This window comes from Escherichia sp. KS167_9B (assembly GCF_030295215.1).
Taxonomy (GTDB): domain Bacteria; phylum Pseudomonadota; class Gammaproteobacteria; order Enterobacterales; family Enterobacteriaceae; genus Escherichia; species Escherichia coli_F.
In genome coordinates, this window is the sequence record NZ_AP025755.1 from 70,270 (window position 1) to 91,615 (window position 21,346).

Consider the following 21,346-nt stretch of genomic DNA (forward strand, 5'->3'; position numbering starts at 1 on the left):
GTTGACTCCTCCCTTCATTCAATAAAGGGCAATTGCAGTTCTTTTGATGCCGCACGCATAGGTATAACGAGTCAGAGTATCGATATTGGCCCCGGTGATATTGTTTCACAGGCAGGCGATAAGAGGAGGAATAATGCCCATTCGCCTGGTAATCTGCGTGTTGTCAGGTTTTATGCAGAGTATATAACCTTTCAGACACAGCCACCAACATATGCCGCGTCAGCGGCATGGAAGGCGGCAACTATGGTTACATGTGGCACAGAAACAAAACCACCGAAGCCCGGCGTAAGCCGGTACTGATTGACAGATTTCACCTTACCCATCTCCATCCTGCAAAGCTATATCCACTTTCAGCCATGACAGAGCCTATGTGCGCGGTCGGAGTGGTCCCGACAAGGGTTTACCCACAGTCGGAGCGTATCTCCGCGTAAGCGGGCCGTCAGGGCCGCTTACGAGCGTGTATGACAGACATTAGCGGGCATAAAAATGGCAACTATCAAAGACAGTGGCGTTGACACAGCGGCAACAACAACTACCTCTCTAATCCTGGTCTGGCAGGTTATGTGGAACAATTACGTATTCCGGGCGTATCCCTTTAACGACACACGGAATAAAAAAATCCCCACAAAAAAGTGGGGGCTCCAAGAGAAACAACAATTACAGGTGCGTTGGTCATATTCGAATAACGATAAATCAGCTACGCTGAAACAAAAATTTAACCGTACAGCCCACTGATTTCAATACTTAACTTAAGCTTCTGGCGTATAATTAATACGCATCAACAAACTCACATCAGACAAAACAACCATTCGAGTAAACAAAAACAAGAATAACCATCTGCACAATACTTTAAAGATATATGCTTTTATCCATTAACTCCTTCATGTTTATATGATTATTTTTTGTGAAATAAATCGCATTTTTAATAAAAACTCAAAACAAAAGCTTATCTCTTATCAGTTGATACGCAGAAACTATGGCAGAGTCCATGGTCAATAAATAACTAAAAATACCCCGAACAATATCACAAAAATTCTACATTTAATATTAATCTATTGCAAAAAAGGAGTGGGTGATTTATAAGTGGAAATGTAACAACCTCCTCTATAGTTCCATTAGTTTAAAGTGCAACATAAACTGAGCATTCATTTGTTCTCTTACCCCTGTGTTACCAGGGTTTTTTTATACTTATAACAAACCGAAGAGTTATCAGGCACTATAAGCAAAGCACCAGTAAGACAATAAGTTAAAAAACAAACACCAGAAGACATGATTTGCATATTATTTCGCAACAGAAGCTTCCCCCCATTATTCTGGACATGAAAAAACAAACATGTAACATGATATTAATACGATTCCGGTACTGTATGTCAGGGTAATGATGTAAATGGTGGTACCGTAATATTCATTCAGGAAATAAAAAAAGCCCTCTGAGAGCATACAGAGGGGGTAAGGAATGATTCAGTCAGAATAATGAGTCCTTAGTATTTATATACATTCAATACAACATTATTCAACAAGATACAATATTAAATCCTAAAATTTGTGAGCTGAAACCTTAAAGCTGAGTTCATTTGTATATCTGTCGCACAGAACATAAATCTTACCCTGAACATTGAGGCGAAGTACGGCTGATTAATACGTTGCGTGCAGTATTTTTCACGTTACACAAGCATCTGCGAAGTTATTTCTTCTTAACGTCGCCACTACCAATGTTTTTTTCTGACTTACTGACTCATAAATAATAGTGACAAACACTCGTTCTCACACTATTGTCAGTGCTGGTGATTCAGGACGGTAACCGGAGTTTACCCGGAACACGTAATCTATGGTCACTCCCGTTTTAGTAACACCGGTTTTGAAGATAAGCTGACAACCTGTATCTGTCGTGGTAAAGATGAAATCTGGTAAACCATGTCAGAATTGTTTTTATCCCGTTCTCTTTTGATACTCACCACTACTGAACGTCATCGACTGAGGAGCCGTTCATGATTTTCTTTTCCGGGTTTCCGTTTATTCTCCCCCCTGTCGATACCCCTACTGATAAATTTTTTTCGAGCGATATGCCTGCCACAGGGGCAACGAAAAGACATCCTCCTGAGATAGTTTTTTGTAGTTCTTCCAGAAGACAAGATTCTTTCGTACATCTGGCATGTGACGGTGTCTGTACAGCCATCGCAACTCACTTGCTGTAACACTCCTTCCGTGCCCATCGGTTTTACTGGCAACAGAGGATAAATCAAGACCATCAATAAAAAAAATGCACTCTGTTTTTCAAAATAAGTAACTGATATTCAAGCCCGTACTTGCTTGTCTTTTTAAATACATTAACTCTGTTTTTAAATGTGTTTGAAATAAACAATGCAGAGACATTATATCTGTCGTGCATTGATATGTGATTTAAAAACCCACGGACCTGTCATTTGTATTTTTTACGGCAAATCGGGTATCAGCGTAACTCCACACATCATTTGTTAAATCTGCCTGAATAATATACTGACAGTTTCTGTCCTTAATCAGATGGAGCTGTATTTCTTTTATTATAATGGCAATACCAAAAATGAGTTCTCCATCAGAAAACTCATCATCAATTTCTTTATATTTGTTTTTTAAGAAGAAACGTTTCATATCAAACTACCAGAGAATGATTCAGAACAACATCCGCCCACGGATGTTACCATGTTTTTTTTGCACAGATAATAAATGTTTTCTTATTAATAATGCTATATGATGTCCCCCTGAGTTAAGCGGAGCGCCCTGCACGAAAGGAAATGAACTTCTTTATATTTTAATACATTATTATTTATACCCTCAATGATATCCTGCGTCGTAACAGGGTCCACAGGGTTAAGTACATCACATTTACCTCCGGCGCGTGGAGTACAGCATCGTTCAAGAGCTGGCTCAGGACGTGATGAGTAGTTTTTCACCATTATTCTCCCGGAGTAATCTTTCTGAGACTCGGGATGTCTTCCCTGATGAAGAAGCTCAAAAATCTTTATGACATTATGATTAGAAATCGTCTCTCCATGCCTTACATACCAGTGAACGGATATGTCCATCCGGTTGACAGATGCAGATACATGGGGCAAAAGTGGAGTGTATCGGCCATGACTGATAACAGCAAGACGTTCAGAAAAAACATGGTTACATGTTCTTAACCTGACCCTTTTTCCATTCAGATATAATATCTCATCCATTCAGGAGCACTCTTCGCTTCTCAAAACATTCACAGAGCATCTGCCATCCACATAATTACCGGAACCATGAGTTTTCCATGTTGCGGATATCATATGTCTGACGCAAAAAACACCATCCACCGGAGATACTCTCTCTGTACCCAAAAAAGAGTGTTTTATAAAACATAGCATTTTCACCATGATGCCCATAATGCCATGGGGATATAATTTTTGCATCGTTTCCTGCTACATTATTTACTATTGCTAATATCTGCATTCATACTAATCCATTCATTTCCGATATTAATAATATACAGTAATAAAATTAATATAAACCTGAGCAAAAATAACACAAGGATACTGTATTATATCCAACGGAAAAACGTTTCTTCATTCAGTGGAACAAGGATAAAGACGGTCAGCCCCCAACGTCAGGGGCATGCTGGTTACAGGCTTATCATCAAAATCTGTACGAAACCACAGATTTCATTTTCCGGGCGAACTCCGGATACAGCGAAAGCGTTCGCATACCAGCTGAAACAGTGGGCGGAGTGAATTTGCACTACAGTAATGGTTGATTATGATATATTGCAAAGCTGTACGACCATTAATGTTTAAAATATTTTATAAATAAAGAGATATTAATGTCATGAAAAAACCAATGTCTGATATAAAGTTCATTTTTCACACAAAATCACCTCTGACAATATATAAGCAGATGCATAAAGGTAATGTCAGATTAAATATTGATGTTCATGGTAGTCCCTATAAAAGTGGTCAGGGTGGGCTTTACGTTGGTGATGCTATTTATAGCCCCGGAATGCTGCATGACTGGCTTAAGACGGTCGTGGATTTACAGACAATACATTGCATAAGACTTGTTTCATGTTTTTCCGCTTATGGTGGAGGCAGCAGCTTTGTTTGCCGTTTATCCCGACTGCTTCCTGAGGTGTATATCAAAGGTTATGTTAATGAAGTGTTCAGCGAAATGTCTCCTCAGGCAATAGGATATTGTCTGGGCGAATTTGGGCCTGTTCAGACAACTGTACTACTACAGAGACTGTTTCCTGATGGTCCTCCACCGCTGGATAAATTTGATAAGGATTTTTGTTCTGTCACCTATAAAAATGGTATTTTAATTAAAAGAACAGACAGTAAAAGCAAATAATTTCGTTGCTGTTCATTTGAATCAGATGTTACTGAAGTCGAGCAGGCAGCCTGACGGCTGCAGCTTGTCATGGCCCGTTCAGCTAAACCCCGTAAACGAAAACCTGCACCTCAAATAAGCAAACTTCCCCGCTATGTCGTGAGGCTTCACGACGATAACTTTTTTGATGAAGAAGAAGCTGAGGTTCTGCACTTTGATAATTTTGACAATGCCGTTAAGTGCTGCGCAGACCTGAATATTTCGTTCTTTGTGGATGTGGGAAACAAAAAGCTGGTCTTCTGGTTTGTACGTGTTGATGACGAAGGGTATCCGGAAATCGCCCGTTGCACGGAGCGGGAGTTTGCGACCATTCTTGCCGGTATCAGCGCCGGCGGCATGTTCTGCCCGGAATGTGGCACCGTTCACTGGCCGGATAGTGTAAACCCGCCCTTCTGATGCTTCCCCGTTTTGCGGATATTTTTCAGCAGGGAAACCGCTGGCTTAACTGGCTGGAGAAGCAGCCGGAAGGTTCAGTGCGTCCGGTAGTCATTGAATCGGTGACAAAAATAACTGCTACGGGCAAGACCCAGAACACGCAGTAATTCTGTCAGGGGATATGTTTGTCTCAGGGCATCAATAATCTTTGTTTTTTCTCTGTTGTTCAGGTGACTGATACTGATGCCCGGGTCTTTTTTTATGATTTCCTCCGCTTTTTTCAGAATATCCAGCTCCATCTGCCGGCGGCGTATTTCCTGATTCAGTCGGGCGACTTCCTCCCGCAACGCATCGCGTTCTGCCTCCAGGGAAGGGGCGTTATGTTTACGCATAGTCTGGTAAGCACTGTTGCCGATAATTTCATCTTTCCATTTATACAATACCGCACGACTGACACCAATACGCCTGGCGATTTCACTGGCTGATCCTTGTCGTGTACAGAGTGCCATGACAGCCTGACGTTTGACTTCTGGTTCAAAGGGGGCAACCGGATTGGTCTTACTGGTAAATATACGTCGTCTGTCGGGGTAACGTTCATTAACCCAGCGAGCGAGCACATCGGTGCAGGGATAACCCAGAGTTCTGCTGGTAAACGCCAGGCAGCAGCCGTGGTTAAGATAATGTTCAACGGCAACCCCTTTGTTTGACGTCAGTATGATGCTCGCTTTTTCATATCGACGGTTCAGTAGCCGGAAGAACAGGCTGGCTTCCTCCCTGTTCATCGGCAGATAGCCTATTTCATCCAGGATCAACACCCGGGCATAACTCAGTTGCTGTAGCTGACGCTCCAGCCGGTTTTCCTGTTTCGCTTTCATCAGTGTCGCGATCAGTCTGTCCAGTGGCATAAACAGTACCCGATGTCCCGCATCCACCGCTTTCACACCAAGCGCTATGGCCAGATGCGTTTTTCCGGCACCAGGAGGTCCCAGCAGGATCACGTTTTCGCTGCGCTCCACGAACGCCAGACCAGCCAGTTCCCGGACAACCTTACGGTCGATGCCCGGCTGGAAGGTAAAGTCGAACTGCTCCAGCGTTTTGACCCACGGCAGACGAGCCTGCTTCAGCCTGGACTCCATACCGCGCTGATGCCTGCCGTTCCATTCCTGCTGTAGCGCCATGCACAGGAACTCCCGGTAGTTCAGCTCTTTTTTAGCTGCCTGTTCCAGCAGGCTTTCAACGTGATAACTCAGATGCTCCATTTTCAGGCGACTCAGCAGGACTTCCAGTTCATGCATCACAACAGCTCCTCACAGGCACTCAGTGGTCGATGTTCCACCTGACTGACCTGCTGCCAGAGCGGGGAGTGATGCTCCGGCACTGTCTGCCAGCCAGACGATGCCGAACAGAGGCGATGTGAGGCCACCAGTTTCTCATTACTGTAGATCCGTAACTCGTCATCCAGCGATATTCGTATCGATACCGGCTGACCACACAGCGCTTCGGGAACGCTGTAACGATTACCACCAACCTCGATATAGCTGTCCCAGGACACATGGCGGATATCGAAGTAACTGGTATCGAAGTCCGTATCCGGTAACGGCTGCAGATGTTCCTGCTCCAGCGCGAAGCGCTGTTCCGGCGTTTCTTTGAACTGGCGAAGTTCCCGTTTGTCAGCCACATCGGCTATCCATTGCTCCAGTTGTTGATTAACATGAGTGAAGCTGTCGAACCTGCGGTACCGGATGAAGAAGTTCTCCTTGAGGTATTTCACCATCCGCTCAACCTTACCTTTTGTTCTGGCCCTGCATGGACGGCATGCCCGTGGCAGGAAGTTATAGTGGTCGGCCAGCAACAGGAATCCGGAGTTGAACACGACTTTCCCGTTGTTATTCTTCAGCACCGCAGCCTTCTGGCTATCAACCAGCACCGTTTTCACACAACCACCGAAGTAGCGGAAGGCGCGAACCAGTGATTCGTAGGTATGCTCAGCATCCTGTTTTAGTGCGGCAAAGGCATGGAAGCGGCGGGAGAATCCCGGCATATTAACCGCAAAGTTAATTTTGCACCGTTGCCCGGCAACCTCCACCTCAACGTCGCCCCAGTCTTGCTGGAGCTGGTATCCAGGCTGAGTTTCGAAGCGAACTGTTCTTTTTGACGGACGCATTTTACGTTTGGGCTGGATGTAGTAACGCAGCATGGAACGTCCGCCCGTATAGGCCATTGCCTTAATCTCCGCGAAGATAACCTCGCTATTCCAGACATTCTCTGCCAGGCGCATGTCGATGTAATCCATAAACGGTTTCAGCTTAACCATTTTGTGGCGGGTCTTTCTGGCTGGCGGTTCAGGGTATTTGAGGTAGCGTCTGACCGTCCGTTCAGAGCAACCAATCTGAGTCGCAATATCGACAATGTACGCGCCCTGCTGGCGCATTTGCTTTATCATGTAAAAGTCCTCTCTGCTCAGCATGTTGATGTCCTTTCTGGTGTGAGAACCTTAAGGAAACAACATGTTGGGTGGAGCGGACAATCCAAATGGTGAATTACCGTCTTATATCACTGGCGCTGACAGCACTGCGGAGTGAAGGCTGGCGCACAGAGGATACAGTATCTGCTGAGTCTGGTCCCCGACTGCCCGTGGCAGCATATAGTGTTCACACTTCCCTGCCAGAACTGGTCCCTGGTGTTCCACAACCGATGGTTACTGCGCATTGCAGCGGATGTGATACAGGAAATCTGCCGTCAGGCAGATGTGGAGCCGGGGATATTCACGGTAATCCACACATGGGGGCGTGACCAGCAGTGGCATCCGCACATTCACCTGTCGACCACAGTCGGAGGAGTGACGCCGGGTCACACCTGGAAAAACCTTCATTTTTACGCCCGTAAGGTGATGAGCATGTGGCGTTACCGGATAACACGGTTACTGTCACGGAAATATCCGGAACTGTTGATACCGGATGAGCTGGCCGTTGAGGGAAGCAGCAGACAGGAATTTACTTACTGATCTTGCCGAGATGCATCATGAGCAAAATCTTATATTATCTGCAACTAGATCATTTTATCGCGCAAAGGAATATTCTGAAATGATAAAAGCATCCAGGAATATTCTTATGAATCATACTCTTCTTGGCTTTACTGCATTCAGGCAAAGAATAATCAATTTGCAACTGAGTAATGAGACTAAAAATTTCAATAAAATTAATGATAAATATATTCGCGGCGCGGTGCTTTTAAAACTTTCAGTTGGATCTGTCGAGAACCGAAAAAATGCCGGGACTGCCTTCAACACCAGTAATTGGGATTATGCTCAAAATCATATGGGGTTAGCTGTATTTGAAGGTAATGGGGGTGTTTGTTTTTGACCCTAATTGTGGTGGTGCGCTAGTCAATTGGGTGGCGGATGTTTATTTACCAACCCCAGTAAAACTAGTGGATTCAATTTTATTGCGAATGTACCGTTTATATGATAGAGAAAATGGAAAAGAACTGCCAGTCTTAAACGATTTGAATGTCTGAACTATAATGAATTGCCGTTTGGTGATTCTGTTATTTGAGTAATTGTAAATAAAGACCAATAAGGAATTGCTTTTGGGTGTGAGCATCTTTTTGGTTGAAAAGACTACTGATTCACTAAATAGCTGCGCGAATTTTGGACAGACCTTGTGAGGCAAGATCGCCAGGGCATTTCCGCAGCCATGTGGCGTTACATCAGGCTTGTCATATTAGACGCGGCTATTTAGTTCAATCATCTCGGCATGGTTAAAAAACAGCCTTAACGTACAATAATTTTCGATATCCAAACTGACCCCTCTATGAAAAACATGGAGAAAAAGGTTTAATTCCCAAACCTAAAGGTGTTAGTGCTGATCCAGAGTTGCGTATTAAGGTCGTGAAAGCTGTGATCGAGCAGCACATGTCCCTTAATCAGCCTGCTGCTCACTTTATGCTTGCTGGTAGTGGTTCTGTAGCCAGGTGGCTGAAGGTTTATGAAGAGCGCGGAGAAGCTGATTTACGCGCGCTCAAGATTGGCACCAAAAGAAACATTGCAATATCAGTTGATCCAGAAAAAGCGGCATCAGCATTGGAGCTGTCAAAAGACCGACGCATTGAGGATCTCGAAAGGCAAAATTCCAGCAGCTCATCCAGTGCGGTCGGGTGAGTAATCACATTAAACATATTATAGCCTCCGAAAGAATAAAATACACCAGAACGGGAAAATTGCGCAAATATCAAATTTCACCAATAAATGAAAATACACATTAAGTACAGAGATCACTGGGGAAGAAAGGGGTTTTGATGCCGCGCCAGCGGCATGTAAGGCGGCACTCTGTTGTTTTCATATGATACTGGAGTAAAACCGCCGAAGCCCGGCGTAAGCCGGTACTGATTGATAGATTTCACCTTACCTATCCCCAGCCCTGCTAAGCCATACCCGCTTTCAGCTATGACAGAGTTTTTGTGCGCGGTCGGAGTGGTCCCGACGAGGGTTTACCCGAAGTCGGGGCGTATCTCCGCGTTAGCGGGCCGTTAGGGCCGCTTACGAGCGTGTACTCAATACCTCCAGCGAGAAGACTGACAGCGATGAAAACTTTAGTTACAACATTCATAATTAAAAGCGACTCTGTTCCGGCCCGAAGGGCCGGGGCGGGGCCGCTTTTCAGTTATGAGGGAGGGGCTTTGTGGTTTCAGTTCTGCGTAGGATCGGGTTTTTTCCGGTGGTTGTATTTGAGTGTTGTAACTAAAGTGGCTCTGGTTGGGGCCCGCCGCTTGCGGTGGGAGGTGCATATATGTCTGTCCAAAGGACAGGCAGTGAATAGGTTTTCTTTTTAAATGAATGTAATTAAGTGGTTTAAAAGAGATATAAGCAGTTGTTTAAAAGATATATTGCACCCTGTAACGCTGGCGGCTGGCGCTTTATGACATGAACGGTTGTAACTTTATGGGGAAGCCCCTTGCAGTTTAATGTGGATAAGCAAAATTCCCCGTCTGTGAGGCGTGTTTTGTATCAAAAACAGGGGAAAACGGATGCACCAGAAGGTGGATGATGAGGTTGTTTTTTGTATATGGCGCTGCTTTTTTGTTCGCGGACAGGCTTCAGGCGTGCAGATGCCTCCGGCGCGGGCCCGGATTATTCAGTGCAGGTTACTTTCAGGGGGAAGCGGTGGCCAGCCGGCTGTAATTACGGTTACGTGACAGAATCATGCGCTCTTTCACACGACGCTCCACTTCACGTTTTACCGCCTCATGATTGCCAGTGAAACGTCCTTCCGCGATTTCACGCGTCAGCTGCCGTTTCACCAGGGTGACGATATCCTGACGCTGCCTGTCCGCATCGCGACGCGCACGGGCACGCTTTATTCCACGGGACTTAAGCTCTGTCTGGTAACTGCGGAAACGCTCACGGACAAAACGCCAGGCTTTCGCTATCAGCTCATCCATAGCCAGGGTATCCAGCCCCTGCTTTTTGCGCTGTCTGTTTTCCCATTCCACGCGGCTGCGGCGTGCAGAAGCCACTGCCTCCTCTGATACATCGAGGGCAGCAAACAGCGCCGGTGTGAACGTGATATCGGTCGGAATGTAGCACCCGATAAGCGGATCATATTCCGTCTGGTAGGTAATCAGTCCCAGCTCTGCAAGGAACGTCAGGGCCCGTGTGGCCCGGGTGATGGAGAGTTTTCCGGCAGCAGACTCCGTCGCCAGTCCGCACTCAATGGCCAGCGTGGTGATGGAGCACTGGACGCGGTTGGCCAGCGGGTCATAGTGGAAACACAGCCCCTGCAGCAACGCATCAATAGCCCGGCGACGCAGTACCGGTGGCATGCGTCGACGCAGGCCCCGGGAGCGGGCATGTGCCACATGAATGGCGAAATCAAAACGGGAGGTGAAGCCCACCGCCTTTTCCATCAGTTTTTCGCAGAACGGCAGCGTTCCTGCTCCTTCACGGGGTGTGAACACCGGATTCGGGTTCTTTACCTGGCGGTAATACGTTTGTTGAAGCTCAGCCACACCATCCAGCACTTACAATGCGCAGAAGGAGTGAGCACAGAAAGAGGTCTTGAATTTTTCCGGGCATATAACTATACTCCCCACATAGCTTGATTGTTGGCTATGCGGTTTTATGGGGCCCCGGTAATCTTTCATGTCGCCAAACTTGAAGGAGATTATCGGGGTTTTCACTTTTCTGGCTCCTGTACATCCACATCAGAACCAGTTCCCTGCCACCTTATGGCGTGGCCAGCCACAAAATTCCTTAAACGATCAGCAATCTATCACGCACACCAGAAACAGGCAAGAATGTGATGTCGCTACATTTTAGTTAGCTGAAAGCACTCTTCTGCTTTATCAGTTCAGCAATCATCTCAGCCTGAGTAACACCTTCAGCTTCACACATCTCCTGTAATTGCGCTTTTAACGCAGCAGGAATGAACACTCTGAGTTCTTTATGTGTGGCACGTTTTCTTGCCAGAGATGCCTGCTGACGTTCTGCAAGCGTCAGAGGATTACCTTTTCGGTATGCTCGCTTTGTACCTGATGAGGAGGTCACTGCATTTTCTGTCTGCGACATCTCGCCTCCTCAATTCTCAAACAGGGATCGTTTCGTAGAGGATACTACAGTTTTTTGAAATCAGCGACTTGAAAGTTGTGACGATGATCTGTGTTGGCGCACAAATCATGTCTGATTACGACCGTTTAATGTGATTTTGATAATGAAATGACTGAAAAGCTGGAAATGCCTTAACCTGGATGCCGGCCCCGGGCGGGACCGGCTGTTTCTGGCATGTCGGGTGTCTGCCCCTGAAGTACCTCACACTTCCGGAAAGCGGGGACTTCCGTCCCCGCCCGGCAGCTTACTTCCGTGCTTCGTAGGCCAAAGTTACCTGCACCACTGTATTTCCTCTGTGAATATTCAGTTCACATAACCGTTCCCTGAATATCAGTGAAAAACACAACACCGTAGCGCACACAGCGAGCAACCCGATAAGGGCATATTTCGTCATAAACTTTGACCTCTCTGCAAAGAAGAGGCTACAATCAGTAGTGCTACGTACTTCATGCAGACCTCACGAGTTAATGGATTAACGAGTGGGGTCTTCGCATCTCTGGTACCTGCGTCTTGCCTGAACCAGAAAGGCTCAGACACCCGCCGCGATAATACCACATTCCCCGTTGCTGACTATTACCTGCATTTCCCGCTTTTTACTACAGAAGCACGAAGGCGTCACTCCAGCCAATAAGTATGCTTTTTATTTACATCAATTTTTAATCCGGTACCGACGTTTCCCTCCAATTAACTCGCTTTTCGTATGACTCATGGCAATAAAATTTTCTTTACCATATGACAACATCCCAATAATATCAAAGTTGTCTTTTAAGTTGATGGCATCCTTTTCACTTACAGCGACAATAAGTTGTTTACCAAATTTTCTGGCCATCATTGCAAACTGTGATACTGCTGATCCACCACCTAAATCAGGCCATCCAACACAATTAAAAATGATTGTGAGCTCATCACTATTCATTGCATCCCTGATAAAGGAGACAACATTCTCATTTTTCTCTACATCTGAATCACTGTTAATCTGGGTGAAATCATAATATTTAGAACCAGGTATAGAATCCCCCTTAAAAAACTTATCAATGTGAGAGGCAGAATTCCCCACAATAAGAATATTGTGTTCACACTTAATCATTAATTCTGATACATCATCATATTCCATATATTCACCATTATTATATAAAGTTTAGGTACAGGTGGTTCCGGAATTTACTCTGTGGCCACCATTTCCCGTTTTTTATTACAGAAACGCCGGGAGCGGGGAAAACTTGCTTTTTCCCGTTTCCGGGGTTGGACAACTGAGCAACGCGAAGGCGTCAGCTACGATATTCCTGTGACTGCTGCTCAGCCCCTGTTGTATTCAGCCATTCTACGGTCATCTGCAGCAGTTTTCTGGTATCGTGGCTTCTGAGCAACGGAATACCAGCCTGCCTCAGAACCTCTTCCAGAAGAATATCCCGGTGTCTGCGTTCCGGTCGTAAATGGCTGGCATCATCCAGCTCTACTGCTGCAACAATACTGAACGAACGCCGTTCAACGATAACCACATCAACATACCACTGAGACACCATCCTGAATAACTGCCACCACTGGCGTGATTGTGGCCGGATATTCCTGTTCAGCTGGACGATATCCGCGACCCGTACCTGCGGACACAGATACCACCGCTTCATATCCACAATTCTGAACAGTCCTTTCATAAAACTGACTTCCCTTTCTGTCAGCAACGTCTTCTGACGTTGCCAGTATTCACCGCTGGCCAGTATTCGCTCTGCATCACCGGTCCGTATACCTGCCGCATGCAATTCCATCAGCAAAGGAGAATGCTGATTTACACTTTTGAGGATAATCCGGATAAGTAACGCTGCAATAATCAGAACAATGAGAATAAAAATAATCAGTTTCATTGTTTATCTGCTCCTGGTGATTAACTATGCTGAATTATTACCTTACATATTTCCATATCTCTTTTGGTATCCCGTCATATAACTTTCCGGTGATTAATTCCGCTAACCGGTGGTCTGCTGCTGAATTAAATGATTCACGTTCACTGCCCGATAAGCTGTCTCTGTTTTTATGAATAATTTTTTCCAGCGTATTGACTGATGAACATCGCCGTAACTGATACAGCCATTCCTGTTTTGTTTTCGCCATTTTGATTCCCGCTGAGAACAGATGAATGATAAGATTTCCATCGCTTTATTTACGGTGTCTCCATATCCAGGGTGGAACCGGATCAGCATTTTTCCATATCAAATAAATGGCTCCTTTATTTCAGACATCCTGAATATTGCAGCACACATTGAATAACGCCTTATTTTGTGAAATAAATCACAAAATATAAACTCACGACTTAATACGGAAAAAACTCTGTGCTACTCAGAATTGTCCGGTCATACTACCCGACCGGAGATTAAAAAAGTAAATCTCATGCATTATTCAGCCTTCTGACTCCTGGAGTAATGAAGGCTGCTTTTTTCGTTACACCCTTCCCCGGCAGCGCCGGTGGCAGTGTTCAGCCCTTTTCCGGGCAAACTGCTGCCAGTCTGACCGGGGCGCAACACCGGCAGCCCGTCGCCATGCTTCAGCGGCTTCCATCCAGAGCCCCCTGACTTCCAGAATAACAGCCCGGCCTCCGGCACGCTGCCAGCGCCAGACCTGAGCGTTCCGTGAACTGTTTCTGAATCCATTCATTTTTCTGTCCCTCCCTTTCAGTCGTCAGTATTATTGTGGTAAATAATTCAGTGGACTGGGTTCCTTTCGGGTACGGAAGTTATTTCCTTTTAAGCCTTATTTCCCTGCTTCCTCTCTCTGATGGAGGCTTTTTTTTATTTCTCATCAAGCACGGCCTGAAGTTCTGCCTTTATCCGGTTCTGGCGGCGGATTTTATCCAGACGCGCTGCCGCATACGCTTCCTCCTCCTGAGAAATATGCTCCGTCACATACCCTTCCGTGTCATACCGGCAGGCACCGGCTTTCATGGCACACAGATAGCTTTCTGAACGGGTAATGGCCTTCAGCGCCCTGCGCAGTTTTTTATGCGAGAGCGGGATATTCCGCTGCACCACGTCTTCCAGTAACACGTCACGGATACCGCAGGCCAGAAGCCGGGGGGTGTCACCGTCAAATAATCCCGGCCACCAGGGCTTCAGGGTGTTCACGGCCTCATCCAGTGTGGGCAGGTTCAGATAAATGGACAGCGCCTGTCTGGCCTGCGCTTTTTTTGCCGCCTGCTCTGCTTCCCGGGCCGCTTTCTCGGCCAGCTTCTGCTTTTTCACCTTCCATTTTGGTGGCGTGGTGACATTGATGATGGTTTTCCGGCTGCGGACAGGCGTCTCTCCTTCCGTTTTCCGCTTCAGTGTCAGTACCGGTCGCTTCTGCTCTGTCATGCTGTGTTCTGCCTCTGACGAATCATCCTGTTACAGTCAAAGATACCACACCCGTCACAGTGCCAGAACGCCCAGCACAGCCAGATGACAGGCATAGAAAATCGGGAAAAAATCCCCGGGCCAGAAACGGGGTAGTGATTTCCCTGCACACGACACCAGACCAACGGTCAGCACCGTCATCACAAGGCCAGCTACAGCCGCCACATCACTGGTGGCGAGGTTAAGCGCAGGAATCACGGTCAGCAGGCAGGCAACCAGCGCCAGACGTTCCGTTCTGTCTTTCTCCCTGTACAGCCTGTGGCTGACCGCCAGCATTAGTAGCCCGGCAATGCCGTAACTGGTGCCGGACAAAGGCAGCCACGCTGCCAGCAGCAATATGACCCCCACCAAACGCCACCAACTGCGCGTTTCACACCACGTCAGCATCTGTGCCGCAACCGCAAAGGCAAACAGGATATTCCCTTCATACCAGGGAAAGCCGGCAACGTAATACGCGAACTGGGCAATCACAGCCCATCCCCACAGCCGGTTAATGGCCGACTGCCGGATATGCGCATGACGGGACAGATTCAGCCCCCATACCAGGGCAAACAGCGGAAAGGCTCCACGCCCGGCCAGAAACATCCACGTCTGGTCCAGATGCAGAATGCGGTTTGCATGGTCCAGTACCATCAGCACCAGTGCCACCGTTTTGATGATATCCCGCTGTCCGGGGGACCAGACAAGAAGGCGCTCCAGCCACTCCCGGGGTTTCATGGTCACAACACCGACCGTGTTATTCATATTCTCCATATCATCACGCCTTACGAAGCTTTAAAACCATACATGTGCCAGCACAGTTCCCCCGATAATCAGTATCATCACTGCGGTAAGGCCGAGAAGAGACACATTCATCACACCAACCCGTCGGGAAACCGCATCCATCCCGATTAAAAGGCGGACGTAAGCTTCATTTTCCTTAAGCTGTGTTCTGAGCTCTTCCACCGACGAAGATATCACGGGCAGCAACGGATGCGCGGGGTCGGTTTTTTTAAGTCTCAGCCGGGTTCTCAGTAAAGCTTTCAGGAAGGCGCACCCCGTCTTGTAAAACTCCATGTTGCAATATTCATCCTCGCTTATGCAGTTTTTCAGCGATGCCAGCTCTGCCGTAAAGCCATAACGCTCAGGAATATTGTCCACGGATAACGCGCTCAGTATGTCTGCTGTTTTTCCCCGGATGTCATCAGGGTCAGGGAAGGTTTCCATATCAGCAATCTCCTCAGGGGGTTAACACAAACGCCCGGGCCGACAGTATCAGTCTCCGCCCAGGGTTTTCTCTTTCTGCAGGTCACGGACCATATCCCGCTCCATCTGCTGCAGTCGCTCCTGCAACAGATTTTCCCGGGCAACCTCCCGGACAGCGTCCTGCACCCGTTGAGGCTCACGCAGCACACTCTCCGGCAGTACGGCTTCCCGTTCAGAAGTGACAGCCCGGTCACGCTCCTGCCCGGCAATATCCCTGACAGCCTGCTCTGTTTTGTCATCCGGCTGGTCAGGTTTTTCCTCTGCCATTTTACGGACAATTTCATCTGCGCGACGTTCCGTTTCACGGCGGATAGCCTCTTCAGCCTGCCGCTGTGCCAGTACCTCTGCCGTGACCGGTTCGCCATTTCCGGCTCCCGGCTGGACGCTGTTGTCCGGGATATCCCCCCACACGCGGCCACCGGTGATGGCACCCGGATTCCACGGGCGACCTTCACCGGCAATTCTCACCACCACACCGCTGTCAGGATTATCACGGGCAATCCGGACACCATCCTGCATATTATCAGCCAGCAGACTCTCTCCGTTACGGCTGCCCTGCAGGGCCACAAACTGTGCATCTTCACTGCCCTTCACCCGGCCTTCACCACTGAATCCCCGCAGCCCGTTTCCGTCATCCGTGGTCAGCGGGTTCAGCCAGATACCAGCTGACCTGCCGTTACGGTCAAAAGCCGGCAGTGCCACATACGGCTGCGGATATTTGCGCCCCAGTGCAATAAACCGTGCAGGACTGTCTCCCCCGGCCAGCCCCGCCTGACGAAGAACGGCACGGCCTGCCGCCACATCCCGCAGCTCCCGCGCCGTACTGAACAGCCGCTCTGCATTCATGACCTCCCGGTCCGGTTTCGGTTCAAACACATCGTGGGCTGTTCCTTTCTGTACGGCATTGTTAATGGCATCCGTCCAGCCCTGACGGTTATCGGTGTACACCTGTACATGCTGCTTCATACGCGACAGGGCCACGTAGGCTGATTCAAAGCCTGCCATCAGTTTCCGGTTACCTTCCGTGCCTTCAAGCGCGATGGCAAAGGTTTCACTTGCCCCCTGCGCACCGTGGGCGGTGATGGCATAGGCCAGGTCAATATGTTGCTCTGCCCGCTCCTGACCGGGGCGAATCACCCGCGTCTGCTGTCCGTCCGACAGCGTGACACTGTCACCGGAAACCGCCATCACCGTCCAGACGCTGTTGGCCACATAACCGCGCTCCCGGTCACTCTTCGTGAAGCGCATCCGGTCACCGGTCCCCACCCGGATTTTGTCCGGGGTGTACAGTGTGACACCTTCAGCCACCGCCTCCCGGGGCGAAATCAGCCGTGAGTTACCGTCCGTATCCTGCAGGGTTATCAGCCCGTCATCCCTGCTGATACCGGCAATCCGGTGATACACATTATCCACCAGGACAATGGCATCCGGGTTATTCTCCCAGGTGGAGAGACGACGCAGTTCCCCGTCGCGTATATTCGCTGTATTCAGGACAGGCACCATGACCTGCTCTTTTCCCAGCTCACCGGCCTTTTCCCGTGCATCATGAATCATGCTGTTCAGCACGCGCCGGTCTTCATTCAGGTGCGTGACAATCAGCGTCTGCTCCCGTGCTTCCGGTGTCCTGCCGGTATAGTCACGGACAATGGCTTCATACAGTGTCATGGGGACATCCGGAAAAGCCTCGCCTTTCAGCATCGCCTTCTGCTGCGCTTCTGCCAGTTTCGCTTCCTGGCTGTGACTGAACTCCGTCACGGAGTGCTCCGGTGCCCAGGCGCCCTCCTGACGTGGCACCTGAGACGGTTTCACACTCTCAAGCCCGGACAATGCTCTTTCCACATCCCGGTTAATCAGGCTGTATACCGCCTCCCGCAGTTCCGGCGTCTGACGCACAATCTCCTTCATGATGGCCACATCGGCAGCACTGCGCGTCTGCTGGAGACGGAAAGGCTGACCGGGCGCGATGGCCTGCAGCTGGTCCGTGTCACCGCTGGCCACAGCACGACCACCACCGGCCGCAATCAGGGCGTATGCCCGTGCCATGTCGGTATTGCCCACCATAGAGCTCTCATCGAGCAGGAACAGCGTGTTGCTGAAATCCGGCGTTTCTCCGCTGCGCTGCTGCAGCTGCGTGTCATGCAGAAAGGACGCCAGTGTCTGCGCATCCACGCCGGCGCTGCGCATCTCCCCGACCGCACGGTGAGTGGGCCCCAGCCCCACAACACGGGGACGCTCACTCTCCGGCAGCATGTTCACGGCTGACATCACCGCCCGGAACTGTGTGGTCTTACCCACACCGGCATAGCCCTGCACCACCGTGAAACGGTCGATGGTTTCCAGTATCATGCGGGTGGCGGCGCGCTGTCCTGATGTCAGTTTCTCCATGAGTTCGCCAGGTACTCTCTCCATCAGCGGCGTGACCGCCTCCTTACCTTCGAGAATATGGCGAAGAATGCTCTTTTCTGCCTCATACGACGCACGGGAAACCAGCAGTCCTGTGCCATAGCCTTTTGCCACATCCACATACAGTAAATCACCGCGTTTTATCTGCGCATTGATTTCCCGTCCCAGGTCAGTAAAACTGGTTCCTTCTGCAGCAAACGACTTCGCCTCTGTCAGCAGGTCCACCTGGCTGAAGGCCAGGTTTTTACTTTCCACCACCGGAAGGGCCAGATGAATGGCCTGCTGTGCCGGCGTGTGAAGCCCGGCTTTCTGCAGACTGATAGCGGTTTCCAGCAATGTCTCACCGGCACGCGCCTTTATCTGCTCAGAAACCACCGTAAAGGACGGATGGCGGGCAAGTTTTTCCGCAGTACGGGTTTCATCCAGTGAGGAATACAGCCGGACATCACGACCGCTGCGGGCCAGACCGTTCAGGGTGGCGTTGTCCATTGCCATCTGTGTGACGGAGGCAAACACCGTCGCACTGTCACTGACGGAATGCCCGGGCGTTTCCACCCAGCCGCTCTCCAGCTTCAGTGCCGTGAACGGTGAGTAGCCAACAGGCAGGGAGGCCGGTTCAGCCCGCCCCGGCACAACAACCGTCATCGCGTCCTCGCTGACGGATGCCACCTGCAGGCGGTCACCGCCGGAGATGCGGAGTCCGGGGATTTTTCCCGTCACCCTCAGACGCTCGCCCTCTGCCACCGGTATTTTTTCCGGCCGGAACAGCGACCAGCTGCTGTCCAGGGAGGAAATACGCACCACCTGCGTTTCGCCCTGCGCATCCCGCAGGGTCAGGCTGTGACTCTGCGCCGTCACCCGGTCTATCACATAACGGTCATGACTGCGTGTCTCCGGGTTCCACTGCTCCATCACCATCCCCGGGCGATACATATCCCGCAGATAACGGCTCCGGCTGTCCAGCCAGACCGGTGACAGTGCAGTCATGGTCACCTCCGGGTGTCCGAGCACGCCCTGTGTTTTCAGCTCACTGCGAATGGCCTGTGTCAGTATGGCCTGTTCCCGTACTCCGCTGACCTGTGCCACGCTCTCTTCTCCGGCTTTCACGCTGGCCGCAAAGTCCCCGGCCAGCCGGGCATAGCGGACATTCCGGTCCGGTTCACTGATGATGGTTGCCGGTCGCTGCTCTCCCCCCTGCCAGCGATATGTGTTCACCCCGGCATCTTTCATGGCCATCAGCGCACTGCCTGTACCGGTTCGCTGTCCGCTGTCGCTTATCAGGACCTGTACGTTATGACGTGCGGCACCGTCCAGCAGGGTTAACGTCTCTTTCAGGGAGAGTTTTTCGCCCTGGTCAACGATAACAGTACTTCCCGGTGTGAAGGCCATGCCCTCCAGCAGCTGACGCCGCCCGGTTATCAGCTCACCGGACAGCCGCTCATCCTGCTTCAGGTTCATCTGCGAGCGACGGTCAGCGGCGATAATCTGCACTTCCCGCCCCTGCTCCCGGGCCATCATTGCCAGCTCGGCCACCCGCTCACGCTGCCCGGCTGCACCGCCCTGCCCGGACACAATGGCCAGCGACGGACGGTCCTGTGCCAGAACGCTGACAGCATCGCTGTAACCGGTCGTCCGGGGGACACTTTTCTCCGGATGTACAGTCACCCGGTTCTGTTTCATGATGTCACGACTGAGTGCCCGGACTGACAGCTCATCGAGCACATGAATCCCGGACGTGAACAGCCCCTTCTCACGGTCGAGGGGAATCAGCTGCTCACGGCTGATGGCCTCATCGATACCGGCACGGGCCCGCTCAATCACACCATTTTCCGGCGGCAATATACCGACCGTTCTGGCCAGCACGTCCGTGTACGTAAACTGCACTTTTCGTTCACTTAATCCGGCAATGGCCTGTGTCACCGCCTGCTGCACATCCGGCCCGTCCTGTGAAGCTGGCCCGGGCGTCTGCATGCGGCTCTCCGCACGCTGATCCGCCGCGTCACGATATGCCCGGATGTCGAACCCGGTTTCCTTCAGCGTCTGCATCCATTCAGCCATTCTGACTTCAGGATCGACGTGCTGTTTGGATTTTCGCGTATCCAGTGCCGCCACATCCCGGGATTTCAGCGAGGCGTCTTCCCCGACGGCCGCCCGGATAGCCTGCGAGCGTCCGGAAAAGGCCTCCACCGGTACGCCCGGCATTTCCCACATACCGTGCTTACCAACCACTTCAGTTTCATAGCCCAACGCCTCAACCTGCTCTTTCAGTTTTTCCCGGTAGAGCCTGCCAAAGGCAATCTGATTAGCGTACACATTCTCAATGAACCCCGTTTTCCCCACTTTGTCACTGCTCAGTGTCTTCCACTCGCCGTTATGCTGCGTGACATTAGCCACCACCGCATGCGTGTGTAACTGTGGTTCCTGATCGCGACTGGTGTCGTGGTTAAACAGTGCCATCACCAGATTACCGGTCAGTACCGTTTCTGACTGTCCGTCCGTCATCACCCGTGTGGAGGCCAGCGCCTCCACCTGACGGACAGCAAAATCCACGGCCTGATTATGTGCATCAATCAGGCGCTTATCGCCACCTGGCATGGCCATCATGGAGACACTTTTGGGGGCGGAGAACGTCAGGTCGTAACCGGGACGATGCCTGTTACTGCCATCCTGCATGCGGCTTAAATCCGCTCCGTCCGGCAGTTTCCCCTCCAGAAGACGGGTAAAGACATCCTTATCGACACTGCCCTGCAGCCCCAGTTGCTCTGCCCCCCTGCCGGCCCAGCGTTCCCCCATGCTGCCCAGCACATAGTAATTATCCTTGTCGGTATAATAGTTACCGGCACTTCCGGCCGATCTGACCTGCGCGATACTCATCATAAACGTATATCCCTTTGACATATCCCGACAACGATCCCACAATGGATATGCGCAAGACATATCCATGTAAGGAGGT

Annotated in this window: 19 protein-coding genes and 10 pseudogenes; 6 read left to right on the plus strand and 23 right to left on the minus strand. The window is 49.9% G+C overall.

Features of this window, described 5'->3' with window-relative positions; translation table 11 throughout:
- Positions 1-18: 18 nt before the first annotated feature.
- From QUE34_RS27015 to QUE34_RS28755, 6 genes and pseudogenes are all read right to left on the minus strand, one after another.
- Positions 19-156 (minus strand): annotated as a pseudogene (locus QUE34_RS27015) (helix-turn-helix domain-containing protein); the annotation flags it as partial.
- A 35-nt stretch (positions 157-191) separates the two neighbouring features.
- Positions 192-323: a hypothetical protein gene (locus tag QUE34_RS27020; protein ID WP_263811068.1), complete on the minus strand. Its 132-nt coding sequence runs from the start codon at positions 321-323 to the stop codon at positions 192-194.
- A gap of 43 nt (positions 324-366) precedes the next feature.
- Positions 367-462, minus strand: a pseudogene (locus QUE34_RS28750) (replication-associated protein RepA4); the annotation flags it as partial.
- Between the two features lie 1,938 nt (positions 463-2,400).
- Positions 2,401-2,628: a hypothetical protein gene (locus tag QUE34_RS27025; protein ID WP_000819260.1), complete on the minus strand. Its 228-nt coding sequence runs from the start codon at positions 2,626-2,628 to the stop codon at positions 2,401-2,403.
- Between the two features lie 95 nt (positions 2,629-2,723).
- The gene (locus QUE34_RS28495; protein ID WP_349815476.1) at positions 2,724-3,200 is read right to left on the minus strand and encodes a putative adhesin; all 477 of its coding nucleotides are present in this window, start codon (positions 3,198-3,200) and stop codon (positions 2,724-2,726) included.
- Positions 3,201-3,255: 55 nt separating this feature from the next.
- Positions 3,256-3,441 (minus strand): annotated as a pseudogene (locus QUE34_RS28755) (hypothetical protein); the annotation flags it as partial.
- Positions 3,442-3,828: 387 nt separating this feature from the next.
- Here QUE34_RS28755 and QUE34_RS27030 point away from each other — a divergent pair.
- The 3 genes and pseudogenes from QUE34_RS27030 to QUE34_RS27040 all read left to right on the plus strand — a co-directional run.
- On the plus strand, positions 3,829-4,347 hold the full coding sequence (locus tag QUE34_RS27030) for a hypothetical protein (RefSeq protein WP_024262281.1): 519 nt from the start codon (positions 3,829-3,831) through the stop codon (positions 4,345-4,347).
- 69 nt (positions 4,348-4,416) lie between these two features.
- The gene (locus tag QUE34_RS27035) at positions 4,417-4,782 is read left to right on the plus strand and encodes a hypothetical protein (RefSeq protein WP_000124080.1); all 366 of its coding nucleotides are present in this window, start codon (positions 4,417-4,419) and stop codon (positions 4,780-4,782) included.
- A pseudogene (locus QUE34_RS27040) lies at positions 4,782-4,913 on the plus strand (IS91 family transposase); the annotation flags it as partial. The gene QUE34_RS27035 and the pseudogene QUE34_RS27040, both read left to right, overlap by 1 nt.
- Here QUE34_RS27040 and QUE34_RS27045 read toward each other — a convergent pair.
- The 3 genes and pseudogenes from QUE34_RS27045 to istA form a co-directional block, all read right to left on the minus strand.
- A pseudogene (locus QUE34_RS27045) lies at positions 4,881-5,462 on the minus strand (transposase); the annotation flags it as partial. The pseudogenes QUE34_RS27040 and QUE34_RS27045 overlap by 33 nt on opposite strands.
- A pseudogene (gene istB, locus QUE34_RS27050) lies at positions 5,451-6,056 on the minus strand (IS21-like element IS21 family helper ATPase IstB); the annotation flags it as partial. The pseudogenes QUE34_RS27045 and istB, both read right to left, overlap by 12 nt.
- Positions 6,056-7,228 carry an IS21 family transposase gene (gene istA / locus QUE34_RS27055; RefSeq protein WP_000952361.1) on the minus strand — a complete coding sequence of 391 codons (1,173 nt, stop codon included), beginning with the start codon at positions 7,226-7,228 and terminating at the stop codon, positions 6,056-6,058. The pseudogene istB and the gene istA, both read right to left, overlap by 1 nt.
- Before the next feature lie 102 nt (positions 7,229-7,330).
- On the opposite strand from istA, the pseudogene QUE34_RS27060 reads away from it, so the two are divergent.
- The 3 genes and pseudogenes from QUE34_RS27060 to QUE34_RS27070 all read left to right on the plus strand — a co-directional run.
- Positions 7,331-7,756: pseudogene (locus QUE34_RS27060) on the plus strand (transposase); the annotation flags it as partial.
- Positions 7,757-7,871: 115 nt separating this feature from the next.
- Positions 7,872-8,123 carry a hypothetical protein gene (locus QUE34_RS27065; RefSeq protein WP_135276003.1) on the plus strand — a complete coding sequence of 84 codons (252 nt, stop codon included), beginning with the start codon at positions 7,872-7,874 and terminating at the stop codon, positions 8,121-8,123.
- 446 nt (positions 8,124-8,569) lie between these two features.
- Positions 8,570-8,887, plus strand: a pseudogene (locus tag QUE34_RS27070) (helix-turn-helix domain-containing protein); the annotation flags it as partial.
- A gap of 133 nt (positions 8,888-9,020) precedes the next feature.
- Here the strand turns inward: QUE34_RS27070 and QUE34_RS27075 are convergent.
- From QUE34_RS27075 to traI, 14 genes and pseudogenes are all read right to left on the minus strand, one after another.
- Positions 9,021-9,207: pseudogene (locus QUE34_RS27075) on the minus strand (hypothetical protein).
- A pseudogene (locus tag QUE34_RS28760) lies at positions 9,204-9,546 on the minus strand (replication-associated protein RepA4). The pseudogenes QUE34_RS27075 and QUE34_RS28760 overlap by 4 nt, the downstream one beginning before the upstream one ends.
- Positions 9,547-9,909: 363 nt before the next feature.
- Positions 9,910-10,767 (minus strand): incFII family plasmid replication initiator RepA, encoded by an 858-nt coding sequence (gene repA, locus QUE34_RS27080; RefSeq protein ID WP_000829162.1) that lies wholly within the window; start codon positions 10,765-10,767, stop codon positions 9,910-9,912.
- On the minus strand, positions 10,760-10,834 hold the full coding sequence (gene tap, locus QUE34_RS27085; protein ID WP_001364037.1) for a RepA leader peptide Tap: 75 nt from the start codon (positions 10,832-10,834) through the stop codon (positions 10,760-10,762). The genes repA and tap overlap by 8 nt, the downstream gene beginning before the upstream one ends.
- 243 nt (positions 10,835-11,077) lie before the next feature.
- Positions 11,078-11,326 (minus strand): replication regulatory protein RepA, encoded by a 249-nt coding sequence (locus tag QUE34_RS27090; protein ID WP_000083838.1) that lies wholly within the window; start codon positions 11,324-11,326, stop codon positions 11,078-11,080.
- 283 nt (positions 11,327-11,609) lie between these two features.
- Positions 11,610-11,759 (minus strand): Hok/Gef family protein, encoded by a 150-nt coding sequence (locus QUE34_RS27095; RefSeq protein WP_001312851.1) that lies wholly within the window; start codon positions 11,757-11,759, stop codon positions 11,610-11,612.
- Positions 11,760-12,014: 255 nt separating this feature from the next.
- Positions 12,015-12,479, minus strand: a complete 465-nt coding sequence (locus QUE34_RS27100) for a hypothetical protein (protein ID WP_000455478.1) — start codon at positions 12,477-12,479, stop codon at positions 12,015-12,017.
- A 154-nt stretch (positions 12,480-12,633) separates the two neighbouring features.
- Positions 12,634-13,224: a DUF2726 domain-containing protein gene (locus tag QUE34_RS27105; RefSeq protein WP_000766788.1), complete on the minus strand. Its 591-nt coding sequence runs from the start codon at positions 13,222-13,224 to the stop codon at positions 12,634-12,636.
- 37 nt (positions 13,225-13,261) lie between these two features.
- Positions 13,262-13,471 carry a hemolysin expression modulator Hha gene (hha, locus tag QUE34_RS27110; RefSeq protein WP_001355319.1) on the minus strand — a complete coding sequence of 70 codons (210 nt, stop codon included), beginning with the start codon at positions 13,469-13,471 and terminating at the stop codon, positions 13,262-13,264.
- A gap of 327 nt (positions 13,472-13,798) precedes the next feature.
- Positions 13,799-14,011, minus strand: coding sequence for a hypothetical protein (locus tag QUE34_RS27115; protein WP_286338986.1), 213 nt, complete (start codon positions 14,009-14,011; stop codon positions 13,799-13,801).
- Between the two features lie 134 nt (positions 14,012-14,145).
- Entirely contained in the window at positions 14,146-14,706 is a 561-nt protein-coding gene (locus QUE34_RS27120; RefSeq protein ID WP_000139355.1) for a fertility inhibition protein FinO, read from the minus strand.
- Between the two features lie 54 nt (positions 14,707-14,760).
- Positions 14,761-15,498 (minus strand): conjugal transfer pilus acetylase TraX, encoded by a 738-nt coding sequence (gene traX, locus QUE34_RS27125; protein ID WP_000429592.1) that lies wholly within the window; start codon positions 15,496-15,498, stop codon positions 14,761-14,763.
- A 21-nt stretch (positions 15,499-15,519) separates the two neighbouring features.
- Positions 15,520-15,951 carry a hypothetical protein gene (locus tag QUE34_RS27130; RefSeq protein WP_000447372.1) on the minus strand — a complete coding sequence of 144 codons (432 nt, stop codon included), beginning with the start codon at positions 15,949-15,951 and terminating at the stop codon, positions 15,520-15,522.
- 48 nt (positions 15,952-15,999) lie between these two features.
- Entirely contained in the window at positions 16,000-21,270 is a 5,271-nt protein-coding gene (gene traI / locus QUE34_RS27135; RefSeq protein ID WP_000986971.1) for a conjugative transfer relaxase/helicase TraI, read from the minus strand.
- Positions 21,271-21,346 lie beyond the last annotated feature (76 nt).

What these genes read in the sequence shown, in the direction of transcription:
- QUE34_RS27020 (WP_263811068.1), bottom strand. Translation starts at nt 323, where the DNA reads ATGGGTAAGGTGAAATCTGTCAATCAGTACCGGCTTACGCCGGGCTTC.
- QUE34_RS27130 (WP_000447372.1), bottom strand. Translation starts at nt 15,951, where the DNA reads ATGGAAACCTTCCCTGACCCTGATGACATCCGGGGAAAAACAGCAGAC.
- QUE34_RS27100 (WP_000455478.1), bottom strand. Translation starts at nt 12,479, where the DNA reads ATGGAATATGATGATGTATCAGAATTAATGATTAAGTGTGAACACAAT.
- QUE34_RS27030 (WP_024262281.1), top strand. Translation starts at nt 3,829, where the DNA reads ATGAAAAAACCAATGTCTGATATAAAGTTCATTTTTCACACAAAATCA.
- hha (WP_001355319.1), bottom strand. Translation starts at nt 13,471, where the DNA reads ATGGCGAAAACAAAACAGGAATGGCTGTATCAGTTACGGCGATGTTCA.
- QUE34_RS27065 (WP_135276003.1), top strand. Translation starts at nt 7,872, where the DNA reads ATGAATCATACTCTTCTTGGCTTTACTGCATTCAGGCAAAGAATAATC.
- QUE34_RS28495 (WP_349815476.1), bottom strand. Translation starts at nt 3,200, where the DNA reads ATGGATGAGATATTATATCTGAATGGAAAAAGGGTCAGGTTAAGAACA.
- QUE34_RS27035 (WP_000124080.1), top strand. Translation starts at nt 4,417, where the DNA reads ATGGCCCGTTCAGCTAAACCCCGTAAACGAAAACCTGCACCTCAAATA.
- istA (WP_000952361.1), bottom strand. Translation starts at nt 7,228, where the DNA reads ATGCTGAGCAGAGAGGACTTTTACATGATAAAGCAAATGCGCCAGCAG.
- QUE34_RS27120 (WP_000139355.1), bottom strand. Translation starts at nt 14,706, where the DNA reads ATGACAGAGCAGAAGCGACCGGTACTGACACTGAAGCGGAAAACGGAA.
- QUE34_RS27090 (WP_000083838.1), bottom strand. Translation starts at nt 11,326, where the DNA reads ATGTCGCAGACAGAAAATGCAGTGACCTCCTCATCAGGTACAAAGCGA.
- QUE34_RS27105 (WP_000766788.1), bottom strand. Translation starts at nt 13,224, where the DNA reads ATGAAACTGATTATTTTTATTCTCATTGTTCTGATTATTGCAGCGTTA.
- traX (WP_000429592.1), bottom strand. Translation starts at nt 15,498, where the DNA reads ATGGAGAATATGAATAACACGGTCGGTGTTGTGACCATGAAACCCCGG.
- traI (WP_000986971.1), bottom strand. Translation starts at nt 21,270, where the DNA reads ATGATGAGTATCGCGCAGGTCAGATCGGCCGGAAGTGCCGGTAACTAT.
- QUE34_RS27115 (WP_286338986.1), bottom strand. Translation starts at nt 14,011, where the DNA reads ATGAATGGATTCAGAAACAGTTCACGGAACGCTCAGGTCTGGCGCTGG.
- QUE34_RS27095 (WP_001312851.1), bottom strand. Translation starts at nt 11,759, where the DNA reads ATGACGAAATATGCCCTTATCGGGTTGCTCGCTGTGTGCGCTACGGTG.
- QUE34_RS27025 (WP_000819260.1), bottom strand. Translation starts at nt 2,628, where the DNA reads ATGAAACGTTTCTTCTTAAAAAACAAATATAAAGAAATTGATGATGAG.